The organism is Bradyrhizobium sp. SZCCHNRI3052 (assembly GCF_032484895.1).
Taxonomy (GTDB): Bacteria; Pseudomonadota; Alphaproteobacteria; order Rhizobiales; family Xanthobacteraceae; genus Bradyrhizobium.
Map to the genome: position 1 here is coordinate 335,597 of NZ_JAUETW010000007.1, position 16,393 is coordinate 351,989.

13 protein-coding genes are annotated in these 16,393 nt (G+C 66.7%); 4 read left to right on the forward strand and 9 right to left on the reverse strand.

All coding sequences use genetic code 11. The features are described 5' to 3' along the window. Positions 1-59 precede the first annotated feature (59 nt). Together gltA and gltX are read right to left on the reverse strand one after the other, a co-directional pair. A complete protein-coding gene (gene gltA, locus QW887_RS21085; protein ID WP_315711611.1) occupies positions 60-1,364 on the reverse strand; it encodes a citrate synthase in 1,305 nt (434 codons plus the stop codon). Positions 1,365-1,667: 303 nt separating this feature from the next. Next, positions 1,668-3,092: a glutamate--tRNA ligase gene (gltX, locus tag QW887_RS21090; protein WP_316194915.1), complete on the reverse strand. Its 1,425-nt coding sequence runs from the start codon at positions 3,090-3,092 to the stop codon at positions 1,668-1,670. A gap of 136 nt (positions 3,093-3,228) precedes the next feature. On the opposite strand from gltX, the gene QW887_RS21095 reads away from it, so the two are divergent. Then, positions 3,229-4,917: a glutamine--tRNA ligase/YqeY domain fusion protein gene (locus QW887_RS21095; protein ID WP_316194917.1), complete on the forward strand. Its 1,689-nt coding sequence runs from the start codon at positions 3,229-3,231 to the stop codon at positions 4,915-4,917. A 30-nt stretch (positions 4,918-4,947) separates the two neighbouring features. On the opposite strand, the gene QW887_RS21100 is transcribed toward QW887_RS21095, so the two are convergent. After that, a complete protein-coding gene (locus tag QW887_RS21100) occupies positions 4,948-5,160 on the reverse strand; it encodes a hypothetical protein (RefSeq protein WP_315711615.1) in 213 nt (70 codons plus the stop codon). 140 nt (positions 5,161-5,300) lie between these two features. Between QW887_RS21100 and QW887_RS21105 the strand changes: the two genes are divergently transcribed. Continuing rightward, entirely contained in the window at positions 5,301-7,592 is a 2,292-nt protein-coding gene (locus QW887_RS21105; RefSeq protein WP_316194918.1) for a ComEC/Rec2 family competence protein, read from the forward strand. A gap of 394 nt (positions 7,593-7,986) precedes the next feature. Here the strand turns inward: QW887_RS21105 and QW887_RS21110 are convergent, their stop codons facing one another. The 4 genes from QW887_RS21110 to QW887_RS34945 all read right to left on the reverse strand — a co-directional run bounded on the left by QW887_RS21110 (position 7,987) and on the right by QW887_RS34945 (position 11,506). Further along, positions 7,987-8,427 (reverse strand): hypothetical protein, encoded by a 441-nt coding sequence (locus tag QW887_RS21110; protein ID WP_315799749.1) that lies wholly within the window; start codon positions 8,425-8,427, stop codon positions 7,987-7,989. 274 nt (positions 8,428-8,701) lie between these two features. Continuing rightward, entirely contained in the window at positions 8,702-9,400 is a 699-nt protein-coding gene (gene lexA / locus QW887_RS21115; RefSeq protein ID WP_172109545.1) for a transcriptional repressor LexA, read from the reverse strand. Positions 9,401-9,605: 205 nt separating this feature from the next. After that, positions 9,606-10,817: a gephyrin-like molybdotransferase Glp gene (gene glp / locus QW887_RS21120; RefSeq protein ID WP_316194921.1), complete on the reverse strand. Its 1,212-nt coding sequence runs from the start codon at positions 10,815-10,817 to the stop codon at positions 9,606-9,608. A gap of 215 nt (positions 10,818-11,032) precedes the next feature. Beyond that, a complete protein-coding gene (locus tag QW887_RS34945; protein WP_410052616.1) occupies positions 11,033-11,506 on the reverse strand; it encodes an alpha/beta fold hydrolase in 474 nt (157 codons plus the stop codon). Between the two features lie 16 nt (positions 11,507-11,522). Between QW887_RS34945 and QW887_RS21130 the strand changes: the two genes are divergently transcribed. After that, positions 11,523-11,768, forward strand: a complete 246-nt coding sequence (locus QW887_RS21130) for a hypothetical protein (RefSeq protein WP_316194924.1) — start codon at positions 11,523-11,525, stop codon at positions 11,766-11,768. A gap of 854 nt (positions 11,769-12,622) precedes the next feature. Here QW887_RS21130 and QW887_RS21135 read toward each other — a convergent pair. Then, entirely contained in the window at positions 12,623-13,252 is a 630-nt protein-coding gene (locus QW887_RS21135; RefSeq protein WP_315711626.1) for an HAD family phosphatase, read from the reverse strand. Positions 13,253-13,297: 45 nt separating this feature from the next. Next, positions 13,298-14,434: an alpha-hydroxy acid oxidase gene (locus QW887_RS21140; RefSeq protein ID WP_315711627.1), complete on the reverse strand. Its 1,137-nt coding sequence runs from the start codon at positions 14,432-14,434 to the stop codon at positions 13,298-13,300. A 420-nt stretch (positions 14,435-14,854) separates the two neighbouring features. Here QW887_RS21140 and QW887_RS21145 point away from each other — a divergent pair, with 420 nt between their 5' ends. Further along, entirely contained in the window at positions 14,855-16,189 is a 1,335-nt protein-coding gene (locus QW887_RS21145; RefSeq protein ID WP_315711628.1) for a S41 family peptidase, read from the forward strand. The last annotated feature ends 204 nt before the right edge of the window (positions 16,190-16,393 follow it).

Sequence of the window (16,393 nt, forward strand, 5' to 3'; positions counted from 1 at the left end):
CAAACGAAACGGCGCCGTCGGGATCGACGGCGCCGTTCGAAAGCGGAGTTGCGCTGCGCTCAGCCGCGCTTGTCCATCTCGACATAGTCGCGCGTCGCGACGCCGGTGTAGAGCTGGCGCGGACGGCCGATCTTCTGTTGCGGATCCTCGATCATCTCGCTCCACTGGCTGATCCAGCCGACGGTGCGGGCGACAGCGAACAGCACGGTGAACATCGACACCGGGAAGCCCATCGCCTTCAGGGTGATGCCCGAGTAGAAGTCGACGTTCGGATAGAGCTTGCGCTCGATGAAGTACTGATCGCTGAGCGCGATCTTCTCGAGCTCCATCGCGACCTTGAGCATCTGATCGTCGGCGTGGCCCGTCTCCTTGAGCACCGCGTGACACATCTTCTGCATGATCTTGGCGCGCGGGTCGTAGTTCTTGTAGACGCGATGGCCGAAGCCCATCAGGCGCACGTCGCTGTTCTTGTCCTTCACCTTGGCGATGAAGTCCGGAATCTTGTCGACGGTGCCGATCTCGGCCAGCATGTTCAGTGCCGCCTCGTTGGCGCCGCCATGCGCCGGACCCCACAGGCAGGCGATGCCGGCGGCGATGCACGCGAACGGGTTGGCGCCCGACGAGCCGGCGATGCGCACCGTCGAGGTCGAGGCGTTCTGCTCGTGATCGGCGTGCAGGATGAAGATCTTGTCGAGCGCGTCGGCGAGAACCGGGTTCGGCTTGTACTCCTCGCACGGCACGGCGAAGCACATGTGCAGGAAGTTCTCGGCGAACGAGAGCGAGTTCTTCGGATAAACGAAAGGCTGGCCGATGGTGTATTTGTAGGCCATCGCCGCCAGGGTCGGAATCTTCGCGATCATCCGCATCGACGCGATCATGCGCTGCTTCGGATCGTTGATGTCGGTGGAGTCGTGGTAGAACGCGGCGAGCGCGCCGACCGAAGCGACCATGACCGCCATCGGATGCGCGTCGCGGCGGAAGCCGTGGAAGAAGCGCGACATCTGCTCGTGCACCATCGTGTGGTGGGTCACGCGATAGTCGAAATCCTGCTTCTGGGCCTTGGTGGGAAGCTCCCCGTACAGCAGCAGATAGCAGGTCTCCAGGAAGTCGCCCTTCTCGGCGAGCTGCTCGATCGGATATCCGCGGTATTCCAGGACGCCGGCATCGCCGTCGATATAGGTGATCTTGGACTGGCAGCTGCCGGTCGAGGTGAAGCCGGGGTCATAGGTGAACATCCCGGTCTGGGCGTAGAGCTTGCCGATGTCGATGACGTCGGGACCCACGGTGCCGCTCAGGATCGGAAGATCGAAATTCTTGTTGCCGACGGTGAGGGTCGCGGTCTTGCTTGCGGATTTTGCGTCCATCGTTTGTCCCCGATGAGATCGTTAGGCTTGGCCCTTGTTCTTTTTGAGAGATGGCAGGGCAGGTGGACTTTATCCAGTGCGGTGGCTTTGACATTCGCGTCACTGTCGCTGCCAACAGCTTAAGCGAAGGTCAAATCCGAAACCGTACTGGAATCTTATACTTACTAGTGTCCTTCGGCCCTAACATCCGTCAACGAGCCCGCCGCAACGTGTGAAGGATGTTCGAGCCGGGAAAACCAGTGGGTGCCGCGCAAATGCGTATCGTATTGCCCTGTGCGCTGCAAGATGGGGGGCCATGAGACCTTATGAGGTGGTCTGGTCCTCCAGACGGCCCAAGGATTCATCACGCCCCAGGATCGCCAGAACGTCGAAAATACCGGGTGAGGTGGTTCGGCCGGTGAGCGCCGCGCGCAGCGGCTGCGCCACCGCGCCCAGCTTGAGATTGTTGGCTTCAGCAAACGCACGCAGCGCGGCTTCCGTGGCCGGTCCGCTCCAGGACTCGACAGCGGCCAGCGCGTCACGCAGCCGGCCGATCAAGGCGCGGCTGTCCGGCGTCAGCAGGGCGGCGGCCTTGGCGTCGACCGGAAGCGGCCGGTCGGCAAAGATGAAGGCGGCGCCGTCGATCAGCTCCAAGAGCGTCTTGGCGCGCTCCTTCAGGCTCGGCATCGCCAAAGTGAGCTGCGCGCGCGTGGCGTCGTTGAGCTTGGCCTTGAGAGCCGCGCCGTTCGGCACGTAATTCAGCACGTCCTCGAACTGGCGCACCAGCGCCGCGTCGTCGCTGTGGCGGATGTAGTGGCCGTTGAGATTTTCCAGCTTGGCAAAGTCGAACCGCGCCGCCGAGCGGCCGATCGCCGGCAGGTCGAACGCCTTGATCATCTCCTCGGTGGAGAAGATCTCCTGGTCGCCATGGCTCCAGCCGAGCCGCACCAGGTAATTGCGCAGTGCCGACGGCAGATATCCCATCGCACGGTAGGCGTCGACGCCGAGCGCGCCGTGGCGCTTCGACAGCTTCGAGCCGTCGGGCCCGTGAATCAGCGGGATGTGCGACATCGACGGCACCATCCAGCCGAGCGCATCGTAGATCTGCTTCTGGCGCGCGGCGTTGATCAGATGGTCGTCGCCGCGGATGACGTGGGTGACGCCCATGTCGTGGTCGTCGACGACGACCGCCAGCATGTAGGTCGGATTGCCATCGCCTCGCAGCAGCACGAGGTCGTCGAGGTTCTCGTTCTGCCAGACCACGCGGCCCTGAACCTGATCCTCGATCACGGTCTCGCCGGTCAGCGGCGCGCGCAGCCGGATCGTCGGCTTGACGCCTTCGGGCGCCTCCTTGGGATCGCGGTCGCGCCACATGCCGTCGTAGAGCCGGGTGCGGCCTTCCGCGCGCGCCTTCTCGCGCATCGCGGCCAGCTCCTCGGCGGTGGCATAGCAGCGATACGCCATGCCGCTGGCCAGCAGTTGCTCGGCGACCTCGCGATGGCGCGCGGCGCGGCTATATTGGTAGATGACCTCGCCGTCCCAATCGAGCTCGAGCCATTTCAGGCCGTCGAGGATGGCGTCGATCGCTGCACTGGTCGAGCGCTCGCGGTCGGTGTCCTCGATCCTGAGCAGCATCTTGCCGCCGCGGCCGCGCGCATACAGCCAGTTGAACAGGGCCGTCCGGGCGCCTCCGATGTGGAGAAAGCCGGTCGGGGAGGGGGCAAAGCGCGTGACGATCGGGATGGTCATGGGCGGCAGCACGAAATCCAGGCAGGGGCTCAAGAGGGCGGGGGGTGTATAGCAGGCCTATCGCATAACTAAAGCCTTCCTTGGGGGAAGCGGATTTGGCAGATAGGCTGCCAAATTCCGGAGCAGGATATTCTTGATGACCACGACGACAGACACGGCGGCGACGGCAGAGGCAGGGCGCGACTTCATCCGCGACATCGTCCAGGCCGATCTCGACAGCGGCAGGCACAAGACGGTCGTCACCCGGTTCCCGCCGGAGCCGAACGGCTACCTGCATATCGGCCATGCCAAGTCGATCGGCCTCAACTTCGGCATTGCCCAGGAATTCGGCGGTCGCTGCAATCTGCGCTTCGACGACACCAATCCGACCAAGGAAGAGCAGGAATATATCGATTCCATCCAGGCCGACGTGCGCTGGCTCGGCTATGACTGGGGCGACAACCTGTTCTTCGCTTCGGATTATTTCGAGCGGCTCTACGATTGGGCGGAAGGGCTGATCAAGGCCGGGCTCGCCTATGTCGACGACCAGTCGCAGGAGGAAATCCGCCTGTCGCGCGGCACGCTCACCGAGCCCGGCAGGAACAGCCCGTTCCGCGACCGTTCGGTCGAGGAGAATCTCGACCTGTTCCGGCGCATGAAGGCCGGCGAATTCCCGAACGGCGCGCGCGTGCTGCGCGCCAAGATCGACATGGCCGCCGGCAACATCAACCTGCGCGACCCCGTGCTGTACCGGATCCTGCACGCCCACCACCCGCGCACCGGCGACGCCTGGAAGATCTATCCGAGCTATGACTACGCGCACGGGCAGTCCGACGCGATCGAGGGCGTGACGCACTCGATCTGCACGCTCGAGTTCGAGGATCACCGTCCCCTCTACGACTGGTTCCTGGACAAGCTGCCGGTGCCGTCGCATCCGCACCAGTACGAGTTCGCGCGCCTCAATCTCACCTATACTCTGCTATCCAAGCGCGTGCTGACGCGGCTGGTGCAGGACGGCCATGTCGCCGGCTGGAACGATCCCCGCATGCCGACCATCGCCGGCCTGAAGCGGCGCGGCGTGCCGCCGGCGGCGGTGCGCGAGTTCATCAAGCGCATCGGCATCGCCAAGGCGAACAGCATCGTCGATGTCGGCATGCTCGAATTCTGCATCCGCGAGGAGCTGAATCGCACGGCGCTGCGCCGGATGGCGGTGCTGCGGCCGCTGAAGGTGGTGATCGAGAACTATCCGGAAGGCCAGGTCGAGGAGCTCGAGGCGATCAACCATCCCGACGATCCCGCAGCCGGCACGCGCAGGATTGCGTTCGGCCGAGAGCTCTATATCGAGCAGGACGACTTCATGGAGAATCCGCCGAAGAAGTTCTTCCGTCTGTCGCCGGGCAACGAGGTGCGGCTACGCTACGCCTATTTCATCAAGTGCCGCGACGTCATCAAGAACGACGCCGGCGAGATCGTCGAGCTGCGCTGTACCTATGATCCGGCGACCAAGGGCGGCAACGCGCCGGACGGACGCAAGGTCAAGGCAACGATGCACTGGCTCTCCGCTGCGCAGTCGCTGACAGCCGAGATCCGCCTCTACAATCAGCTGTTCGCCAATCCGAGCCCCAATGCGGCCGACTTCACCGCCGATCTCAATCCCAACTCGCTCGAGGTCCTGACCGACGCGCGCATCGAGCCGGCGATCGCCGCGAGCAATTCCGACGCGCCGATGCAGTTCGAGCGCCAGGGCTACTTCGTGCGCGACCCGGATTCGACGCCCGACAAGCTCGTGTTCAACCGCACCATCGGCCTGCGCGACACCTTCGCCAAGGAAGTCGCGAAGGGGTGAGGCAAGCGGAGACCGCGGGACGCGTGTGGCTCAGCTGATCGCGTCCTGCCCGGCCTCGGTCAGCGTCGGCACGCCGTCGGTGAGTTCGACGAGGCCGCGCTCGGTGAGCAGCGAAAGATCTTCGTCGGCGACAGGGGACAGCGTCAGCCGGTGGGCCTTGATGTCCCGGAGAGTCCAGCGCAGGTGGATCGCCTTCTCGAGCGCGAGGTCGGCGAAGGGGTCTTCAGGGTCGTGGGCGTCCATCCCCTAAAAAGCACGTGCGGTGCAAAAAGTTCCCGCACAGCGGCCTTGCAGATTTTCAGGATTCCCGTTCCGTTCTGCTAGGCGCGCTCGCGCAGCTTTCGGTAGCCTTTCCGCCCGTCGGGTAACGGGTGGTGCAGGGAATGGCGGAGCCGGTCAGGCCGCCAGGAGGGCGTCGCGGGATCGCGGGCGTGATGGCCGATGTCTGGCCGCCGCGCGGTGCATTGGCCGGCGGCTGGTCCGCGATCGGGTCCGGCGCGTCGTCGGCGTTCGCCGCTCGCCTGAAGAGCTGGGCGGCCGAGGAGGCGGGGGCGGGCCGGCTGCTGCCCTGGGTGCCGGTGGCGTTCGGGGCCGGCATCGCGCTGTACTTCACCGCCGATCACGAGCCGGTGCTCTGGATTGCCGCCACCACCGCGGCGCTGCTCGGCATCGTCGCCATCATGATGCGGCGGCATCGGCTGTTTCCGGTTGCCGTGATGATCGCGGCGGCGGCGTGCGGCTTCGCCGCGGCGACCGTCAAGACCGCGCGCGTCGCGCATCCGGTGCTGGCGCGGCCGTTGTATTCGGTGGCGCTGTCCGGCTTCGTCGAGGCGCGCGACATCCGCGAGCGCAGCGACCGCATCGTGCTGCGGGTGACGTCGATGGAGAGCCCGCGCAACGCCGTCACCATCGCGCGTGTCAGGCTCGCGGTGCGCAAGGGCGCGGCGCCCGAGGTCGGCAGCTTCGTGCAGCTCAAGGCGCGGCTGCTGCCGCCGATGGCCCCGGTGCGGCCCGGATCCTACGACTTCGCGCGCGACATGTTCTTCCAGAGCATCGGCGCATCCGGCTTCGTGATGGGCGCGATCACGACGGCGACGCCGCCGCAGGCCGCCGGCTTCGGCCTGGGCTATGCGGCGGCCATGCAGGGTCTGCGCGACGCGATCGACGCACGCATCCGCGGCCGCCTGTCGGGCGACGAACGCGCCATCGCCACCGCGCTGCTGACCGGCCGGCGCGACGCCATCACGCCCGATGTCAACGACGCGATGTTCGTCTCCGGTCTCGGCCACGTGCTGTCGATCTCCGGCTATCACATGGCGGTCGTCGCCGGTGTCGTGTTCTTCGCCGTGCGCGCGCTGCTGGCGCTGATCCCCGGCCTCACCATCAGCCACCCGATCAAGAAATGGGCGGCGGCCGCAGCGCTGGTCGCGGCGGCGTTCTATCTGTTGCTCTCAGGCGCGGAGGTCGCGACCCAAAGGTCGTTCTTCATGACGGCCGTGGTGCTGATCGCGGTCATGGTCGACCGCCGCGCCGTCACCTTCCGTACGCTCGCGGTCGCCGCGATGATCGTGCTGGTCGCAGCTCCCGAAGCGCTGGTGCATCCGAGCTTCCAGATGTCGTTCGCGGCGACGCTCGGCCTGGTCGCGCTGGTGCAGTTCGGGCTGCCCAGACTGTTTGCGACGCCGGACAGCTCCACGACGCAGCGCATCGCGCTGTGGGGCGGCCGCGAGCTTGCGATGCTGTTGCTGGCCTCGCTGATCGCGGGGCTCGCGACCACGCCCTATGCCGCCTTCCATTTCCATCGCGTCACGCCCTATGGCGTGCTCGCGAATCTCGCGGCGATGCCGGTCGTCTCGGCGCTGGTGATGCCGGCCGGCCTGATGGGCCTCTTGGCGGCGCCGTTCGGGCTCGACGGTCCCTGGTGGACGCTGATGGGCCTCGGCATCGACTGGATGATCGCGGTGACGCGCTGGGTGGCGGCGCTGCCCGGCGCGGTCGGGCGCATCCCGGCCTTCGGCATCGGTCCACTGATCCTGGCCAGCCTCGGTGTCATCCTGATCGGCCTGCTGCGCACACCGCTGCGCTGGTCGGGCGCCGTGGGGCTCGTGGTGGCCACCGCGTGGGCCGCCGCGACGCCGCTGCCCGACGTGCTGATCGCCAGCGATGGGCGCGCGGTGGCGGTGCGCGGCCGTGACGGGCGCCTGCATGTGATGCGCACCGGCAAGGACGTGTTCGCCACCAAGGAGTGGCTCGCGGCCGACGCCGATGCCCGGCTGCCGGCGGATTCATCGCTCGCCGATGGTGTCTCCTGCGACGAGGCGGGCTGCGTGGTCGCAATGGCCGACGGCCGATTCGCCGCCCTGACCCTGCGCGCCGAGGCGCTCGCGGATGATTGCGCCCGTGCCGCGCTCATCGTCACCGCGCGCGCCGCGCCGTCATCCTGCGCGGCGGCCGTCATCGATCGCGAGCGGCTGCGGCAGCAGGGCGCCTTGATGCTGGTGCAGCGGGGCAGGAGCTTCGCCGTCACGCCGGCGCGCGCCGGCGGCACCGACCGCCCATGGTGGCCGGCGCCCGCCGAGGCCGGCGAGTTCGACACGACGCTGACGCCGCGCGCGCCGGCCGCGCGGCCTCAGGATGCGACGCCGCCGGAGACGGAGCAGGGCGAGGAAGACTGAGTGCCGGGCAGCTCGAGCGTGCCGAGATGATACTCGGTGTCGCCAGGTCCATGTTGCCAAGTCCATCAAACAGCGAGGGGCTTTCGGCCAGCGTGAACGCAGCGCGCGGATAGCGTTGCCAGATGGCGATGTCGTCAGCCGTGACTGTCAGCCATCCGAACACAAGCATATCGCAGCCGGGCTCGGTGATCCCGGCGGCCTTGTTCCAATCGATCTTGTTGACCACGGCGGCAGGCTCCCCCGGCACATCAATTCCGGCCGAGGGATGTCGTTCCTATCCGATGCGATGCCGGGGCGTGAGGTTCGCCCGAGAGGACTTTGCGCTTGCAGAACCCAAATCTCCCACGGTCGAAAGCTCGCTCACGACCGAGAGAAATGCCGATGCGGAGACCCCTCAGGTGATGCTGATGCGGCGAATCGGTGTGGCCTGCGAAGTCGGCACGTCCTCGGCGATGTCCGGGCGTCGCTCCGCCGGCTGCTTGCTGACCGGCAATTGCAGCACGGTGACGCGCTGACCCTCGCAGAGCTGGGTCACCAGCACGTGGCGGCCATCGGCGAATTCGATCGCGTCGTGATGGCGATCGGGAATGTGAGTCTCGATGCTGTTGAACTTTGCGACGCGCTCGCGGATCGTCCGGGTCCAGAGCCAGCGGCTGTCGTAGCGGACGTCCTCGGCGAAGGCCAACTCGGTGCCGGGCAGCATGCAGACTGCGACGGTCGGCTCGCTCTCCAGCGCGAAGCCGCGGGTGGCGGTGCCACGGAAGGTCATCGAGATCAACGTCTCGCCGACCTTGGCGGGACGGGACGCAACCGCATGGAGGCTGTAGTCACACATCGGATCGCTCCTCGTTGAGAGATAGCCGACCCACGCTCCCCCCGGACAGGCGCAGGCCTCTATCAGAGTGGACATCGATGGTGATGTTAGCGCGCGCTTCGCGGCAATTCTGCGCTGATCTGCATCGCGTGTGCCCGCGGCCGATCACAAGCGTTTGAGCATGCCGCGCTGCACATCATGAGGTGCATTCGCGCGTGACGTATTTTGCTGGGCAGCCTCCGATCGGCGGCGAAAGCGCGTGCGCCCGCCGCCCATCGACCGATCCCATTCGCGATCAGTACTTGCGGTACAGCCCGACCAGCTTGCCTTGGATCTTCACCCGGTTCGGCGGCAGGATGCGTACCTCGTAGGCGGTGTTGGCCGGCTCCAGCGCGATCGATGCGCCGCGGCGGCGGAAGCGCTTCAACGTCGCTTCCTCATCGTCGATCAGCGCCACCACGATGTCGCCGGTGTCGGCGGTCTCGTTGCGTTGGATCAGCGCCATGTCGCCGTCGAGGATGCCGGCATCGACCATGGAGTCGCCGCGCACCTCAAGCGCATAGTGATCGCCGTTGCCGAGCATGTCGGCAGGCACGCTGATGGTGTGGCTGCGCGTCTGCAGCGCCTCGATCGGAGTACCGGCGGCGATGCGGCCCATCACCGGCACTGCGACGGGGCGCTCGCCATCGTCCAGCGCGGGAGTGCTGGTGCGCACCTTGCCGAGATTGCCCTCGATCACCGATGGGGTGAAGCCGCGGCGGTTGTTGGCGGCCTGTGACAGCTCGGGCAGCTTGATCACCTCGATCGCGCGGGCGCGGTTGGGCAGCCGGCGGATGAAGCCGCGCTCCTCGAGCGCCGTGATCAAGCGATGAATGCCGGACTTCGAGCGCAGATCGAGCGCATCCTTCATCTCGTCGAAGGACGGCGGCACGCCGGCTTCCTTGAGCCGCTCGTTGATGAACCGCAGAAGTTCGTACTGTTTGCGCGTCAGCATCTCGACCTGGTCCCCGGTTTGTTGTCGTCCGAGTCCAGGAGCTGCGCCTCGCGCACAAACCGGCTGAGAGCGCCCTGGAGTCGGACCGTCATCGCGTCGCCCGCAACATACTAAAAACAAATCATGAACGGACACTATATGTTCGATGTGTGTTCCGCAATCCTAAAAATATGATGAACAGACCGGGCTTTACCGGGGAAGCGGCTCAGTTCGGCAGGCGCAGGATCTCGCACGGGCTGCCCGCAGGCGCCTTCGGCGCAAACGCCGGCCGGATCACCACCGCCTGCGAGAGCGCGAGATTGCCGAGCAGCGACGAATCCTGCTGGCTCACCGGGGTGGCGACCAGCGTGCCGTCGGCGCGCTCTTCGAGCCGCGCCCGCAGATAGTCCTCGCGCGAATCGTTCGGCCCGAGCTCGCGGCCGAGCAGGGCGGTCTCGCGCGGCATCACGGCCTCGTCGCGGCCGAGCAGCCGCCGAATCAGCGGCACCAGGAACAGGATGGCGCAGACATAGGACGACACCGGATTGCCGGGCAGTCCGATCACCCTGATGTCGCCGAGCCGTCCGTGCATCATCGGCTTGCCCGGCCGCATCGCGATCTTCCAGAACGCCATCTCGACGCCCTCGGCTTCGAGCGCCTGCTTGACCAGGTCGTGATCGCCGACCGAGGCGCCGCCGGTCGTGATCAGGATGTCGGCCTTGGCCTCGCGGGCCCGGCGGATGCCGGCGATAGTCGCCTGCATCGTATCCGCGGCGATGCCCAGATCGATCGGTGTCCCGCCCTCGTTGCGCACCAGCGCCCGCAAGGCGTAGCCGTTGGAATAGACGATCTGGCCCGGGCCGGGCGTCGAGCCCGGCATCACCAGCTCGTCGCCGGTGGCGAGCAGCGCCACCTTCGGCCGGCGCCGCACCGGCAGCGCCGGATGATTCATGCTGGCCGCCAGCGACAGGTCGCGGTCGCTGAGCCGGCGCCCGGACTTCAGCAGCACCATGCCCTGGTGAAAGTCGACGCCCGCCGGCCGGATATGCCGGCCCTTGATCGCGGCCTCGGTGATCACGACGTGGCCGTCTTCGGCGATCGTGTCCTCCTGGATCACCACCGCGTCCGCGCCCTCCGGAACAACGCCACCGGTGAAGATCCGTGCCGCCTCGCCGGGTCCAACCACGCGATCGAACGGCCGCCCTGCCGCGACCTCGCCGATGACCTTCAGCCGCGCCTTGGCCTGGGCGGCGTCCACCGCGCGCACGGCATAGCCGTCCATCGCCGACATCGCCTCGGGCGGCTGCGTCCGCAGCGCCGCGAGGTCCCGCGCCAGGATGCGGTGAAACGCCTCGTCCAGCCCGACCTGCTCCTCGGCCAGCGGCTCGGCGCCGGCGAGCACCGCGGACAACGCATCGGAGACCGGCATCAGGGCCATGAGAGTTCCTTCGGACGGGGACGGCAGATCGAATGAATCGCCTTCTAACCGAACGCGCACGGCGCGGCCAAGGGCCTAGGCCGCTCCCCGCGTTCTGACCGTCTGCGGTGGGCCGTTTCCGGCCGCTGCCTCACGATCGCGCGAGAAAGTCTGCAATCAACCGCGTGACCTCCTGCGGACGTTCCAGGCTCGGCAGGTGCGCCGTTCCGGCCAGCTCATGTCCTGACCCGTTCGGCATTGTTGCGGCGAGCAGCCTGCTTCGCTGCTGGATGTGAGGAAAGTCCAAGTCCCCCCAGATGACGAGCGATGGCGCGACGATCTCCGCGAGGCGCGGGAAGGCTGGTGCCATATCGAGAGTCGCGCCGGTTGGCGGCGCGCGGAGTGCGGCGGCGTTCTTCTTCAGGAACGTCTCGCGTGGCTCGCCGGAGATGCGTCCCTCGCGCTGCAAGGGACCGTCGACCCACAGATGCGCCTTGATAGCGCTGACCCGATCCCAATCCTGTGCGGCCTCCTTGCGAGCAGGCAATCAGCGCCGCCGGCCGCCCCGGCGCGAGCGCGTCGACGACGGCGAGCAGGTCCTCGACCGGAGAATGAGCTTCCTCATAGGCGACCGTCTCACCAAATCCGCGCCGGTCATAGGCGATCGTCATATGCGTTGCCGCGACGCCCTCGATCTGCGCGCGCCACATGGACGAGCATTGGACCGTGGACCAGCCGATCTACGATCCCAGCACGATCGACTGCCCGGTTCTCGTGCTCGCGGCGGAATGGGACGTGGATGTCCGCTTCGGGATGGCGCACGACCTGTTCGTTCGCCTCGGGAGCGCGCCGTACAAGCGCCTGGTCGAGATCGGGCAGGGCACGCACATGGTCCTGATGGAGCGGAATCGACGGCAGGCGTTCGACGCGGTGATCGGATTTCTGGACGAGCGCGTCGTGCCGGCGCGTTGATCGTCGCGCGGACGGCCTGCACCGCGTCAGAGCGGATGCCGAATCCAGACATTCGGCTCGACATAGGCGGCATGGTCGTGCTCGACCGACGCCAGCACGGGGACGAGAGCAGCGGGGCACCTCGATCTCACCCGAGCTATCGAAGGTCACGCCGGTCCATTGCGACCACTCGGCGAGCGAGCCGACGATGGTCATCGAGCACGGCGCGATCTTGACGATCTCGCCGCCGATGCCGATGTGCTTAGGCGCCGGCTCGTCTGCGACCAGCGGATGTGGCGGGAGACGGGCCGGATGGTGCCGTTGCCGGCCGTCGCATTTAGGATTCGCTTTTTCGGAAAAAGCTGCTATGCTGATTTGGTCCCGTGCTCGACAGGAGGGGCGCTTCGCGATCGTCACGGACGTGGAGCGCGGGATGCGGTGGCCGCGACGTGTCGCAGCGTGCTCTGATGGCGCGCGGACGAACGGCATGGCGCGGACGTGAAGTCGCGTGGTCCTGGCATCCCGACGCTGATGCCAAGCCGGCGGGTGCTGATGATCCCGTCGGCGACGGTGGCCAACAAGCCGAGCACCGGGGAGATCGCGTATAAGCGTGAAGACCATCGCGCAGGGAATGCCGGATGTCGGCTGGACCTGTGGTGACTGCCGCCTGCTTTTTTTCTGCAGGCGGGCCATGGGTTGCGGCCTGCAGCCCGGCATTCCCTGCGCCCTCCGATTGGAGGAGGGTGAAATGAGAGCAGCAAAGCTCGGGCACATCGTGCCGCGAGAACAATTTTGCACGAGTGGGCACCGTCATTGCGAGCGCAGCCCTTCAGAACGTCACGCCGCTGGCCATGACGCACCCTTGCGCGACGCGATCAGATCCCGAGCGCCTCCAGCGCCGCGGCGATGTCGGCCGTCGAGCGCACCAGCACCGCCTGCAGCCCGCTCGTCCGCGCGCCGTCGATGTTTTCAGCGAGATCGTCGAAGAAAACGATCCGCTCGGCCGGCACGCCGATCGCCTGCACGACGTGATCATACGCCTCGGCATCCGGCTTTCGCAGGCCGATCGACGACGACAGGAAGATCTCGCGAAAGTGACCGAGCAAGTCGGCATAGCGCGGCGAGAAGTGATCGATGTGCGGCTGGTTGGTGTTGGAGAAGGCATAGAGCGGCAGTCTCGAAGCCGCGCGTGCGAGCAGCGGGGCGATGCCCGGCATCGGGCCGACGAAGATCGCGTTCCAGCCCTCGAGAAACTGCGCGTCGGTGATGTCGATGCCGAGCTGCCGGCGCAGGTTGGCGAAGAACGCGGCATCGGAGACGGTGCCGCGCTCGTGCCCGTGATAGATCTCGTCGCGCACGAAGCGCGCGGCGATGCGCTCCGGCGGACAGCCGGCATGCGCTGCCCAGCGCGAGACCACCTGGACGAAATCGATGTCGATGACGACGCGGCCGAGGTCGAACAGCAGCGCGTCGGCGACGCCGGGGCGGAGAGCGGAGGCGGGCATGGGGCGGGTCGACGATGCCTTGCGTGGGACGGAAGCGGCGCCTCCTCAATAACGGTAGGGCTCGATGTCGACCAGCGGAAACGCGCTGACCACGCTGGGCAGGTTGGTGGCGGCCGCCGGATGCAGATAGGACGCGTTCAGCTCCGCGAACGAGGTGACGCCGAGCAGGCCGAGCGTGCGGATCACCTCGTCCTCCAGCAGCTCGAGCATGCGCAGGATGCCGTCCTCGCCTGCGGCCGCCAGCGCCCAGCATTGCAGCCGGCCAATGCCGACGAGATCGGCGCCGGCCGCAATCGCCTTGACGATGTCGGTGCCGCGGCAGAAGCCGCCGTCGACCATGATCCTGGCCCGGCCCTTCACCGCCGCGACGATCTCCGGCAGCACGTGCATCGCGCCGCGGCCATGATCGAGCTGGCGGCCGCCATGGTTCGAGACGTAGATCCAGTCGACGCCGTGATCGACGGCGATCTGTGCGTCCTCGGCGGTCGCGATGCCCTTGATGATCAGCGGCAGCTTGAACTTGTCCTTGATCAGCTTGACGGTATGCCAGCTCAGCGCCTTCTGATGATCGCCGCCGGTCGCGCGCAGCCGGCTTTCGCGCACGTAGCGCTTGGCGATGTCGCGCTCGCGCCGGCTGTAATGGGCGGTGTCGACGGTGAGGCAGAACGCCGTGTATGTGTTGGCGATGGCGCGGCTCACATAGTCCTCGACGAAGGCGTCGTCACCGCGGACATAGAGCTGGAAGATGCGCAGCGCGTCGGGAGCGGCCTGGGCGGTTTTCTCCAGCCCGGGCTCGGACACCGAGCTCAGCATGTGCGCGACCCCGAACCGGCCCGCTCCACGGGCCACGCTGGCGGCGCCTGCCGGATCGAAGATTTCGAGCGCACCGACCGGGGCCATGACCACCGGCAGGCGGAGCCTGCGGCCGAAAGTTTCGACCGAGGCATCGACCCTGGAGACGTCGCGCAGCACGCGCGGACGGAATGCGATCTCGTCGAGCGCCATCCGGTTCCGGCGCAGCGTCGTCTCGGTCTCGGCCCCGCCGATGATGTAGTCCCAGGCATTCTGGTTGAGCTGGGCTCGCGCCTTGCGGATGAACTCGTGAAGGTTCTGGAACTTCTCGTCGCTCGAACCGAGCTCGACGTTCCTCCACCCGGCCTCGATCGGGGTCCGTTGGTTCATGGTTGCCTCCCAGCGACTGTCCTGTTTGCGGTTTTGCCGCGGAGCATTGCCCATCGAGCGGTCCGGGTGCAAGGCATTCCGAACTGGAGTTCGCCGCCGCGCGCGGGGGCGCCGCCGCAGGCGCAGGCCATCAATCGCGTCGCTGCACACGGCTCGTCGAATTGTGATGACAGGTGCCGTGAAAGACCGGATATGTGCAGCCGGGCCCTGGAGGACGACAGGCGCAGCCCTGATCTTGATTTCAGCCTGCGAACGTCCATTTCGGATACGGCGCCGGCGGTCGGGCTCCGGTACGGCGGCGCAATATCGGCCTTGAAGAAACCGGAAATGTGGTGTGAGTTCGCAACACAAATCGCGCCGGCGATGCGTGCGGACCCTTTAGATCGGCCGGCCATCCAACAAACGCTCGGGAAGCAAACAATGCGGAAAAACTGGCTGTTCTTGGCGGGCACGATGACCGGCGTCGGTCTGACCCTGATGGTGACGGGTCCCGACGGCGCGCAACTCGTGGCCAAGGCCAAGGCCGCGGCCGGCATGGCCGACACCTATTCGCAGCTCAATCTGTTCGGTGCGGTGTTCGAGCGTGTCCGCGCCGACTATGTCGAGAAGCCCAGCGATCCCGCGCTGATCGAAGGCGCCATCAACGGCATGGTGTCGTCGCTCGATCCGCACTCGCGCTACATGAACGACAAGTCCTGGCGCGACATGCAGGAGACGACGTCCGGTGAGTTCGGCGGACTCGGCCTCGAGGTCACCATGGAGGAGGGCCTGGTCAAGGTCGTCGCGCCGATCGATGACACGCCCGCGTCCAAGGCCGGCATTCTCTCCGGCGATCTCATCGCCAAGATCGACGGCGAAGCCGTGCAGGGACTGACGCTCGAGCAGGCCGTCGCCAAGATGAAGGGCGGCGTCAACACCAAGACCAAGCTCACCATCATGCGCAAGGGCAAGGAATCACCGCTCGACGTCACGCTGACGCGCGAGATCATCAAGGTGCGCCCGGTGCGCTATCACACCGAAGGCGGCGACATCGGCTATATCCGCATCACATCGTTCAACGAGCAGACCACCGAGAGTCTGCGCAAGGCGGTCGCCAGCATCTCCAAGGAGATCCCGCAGGAGAAGCTCGCCGGCTACGTGGTCGACCTGCGCAACAATCCGGGCGGGCTGCTCGATCAGGCCGTGTCGGTCTCCAGCACATTCCTGCCGCGGGGCGAGGTGGTCTCCACCCGCGGCCGCAATCCGGAGGAGACGCAGCGCTTCACTGCGCGCGGCGGCGACCTCACCAAGGGCAAGCCGCTGGTGGTGCTGATCAATGGCGGCTCGGCCTCGGCGTCGGAGATCGTGGCCGGCGCGCTGCACGATCACAAGCGTGCGACCCTGGTCGGCACGCGCTCGTTCGGCAAGGGCTCGGTGCAGACCATCATTCCGCTCGGCGCCGGCAACGGCGCGCTGGCGCTGACCACGGCGCGCTACTACACGCCGTCGGGCCGCTCGATCCAGGCGCAGGGCATCGCACCGGACATCGAGGTGAAGCAGGACGTGCCGGACGAACTGAAGGATCGCGGCGATCTCAAGGGTGAGGCCGGCATGCGCGGCCATCTCTCGGCGCCCGACGGCACCGAGCAGACCGGCTCGCAGTCCTACGTTCCGCCGGACGAGAAGGACGACAAGGCGCTGCACGCCGCATTCAACGTGCTGCGGGGCGTCACGGTGAACGCCGACGTCCGCGCCAAGGCGGCCGTGCCGAACTGATCTGCGAAGCGGGGCGGGTGTGCGGCTTGCGACGCGCGATGCTCACACCCGACGGGGCGGCCCTGAGGCCGTCCCGCCGTGGTTTTCGACCAGCGTGTACAGGCGAACACGGAGTATGTCCGTCTGTGTCCCGTAGATCATGGCGGAGCCGTGGACTTCAAGGCACGACCGGTCGGCAGGGTTTGAATCTGGCTTGCGGAAAAG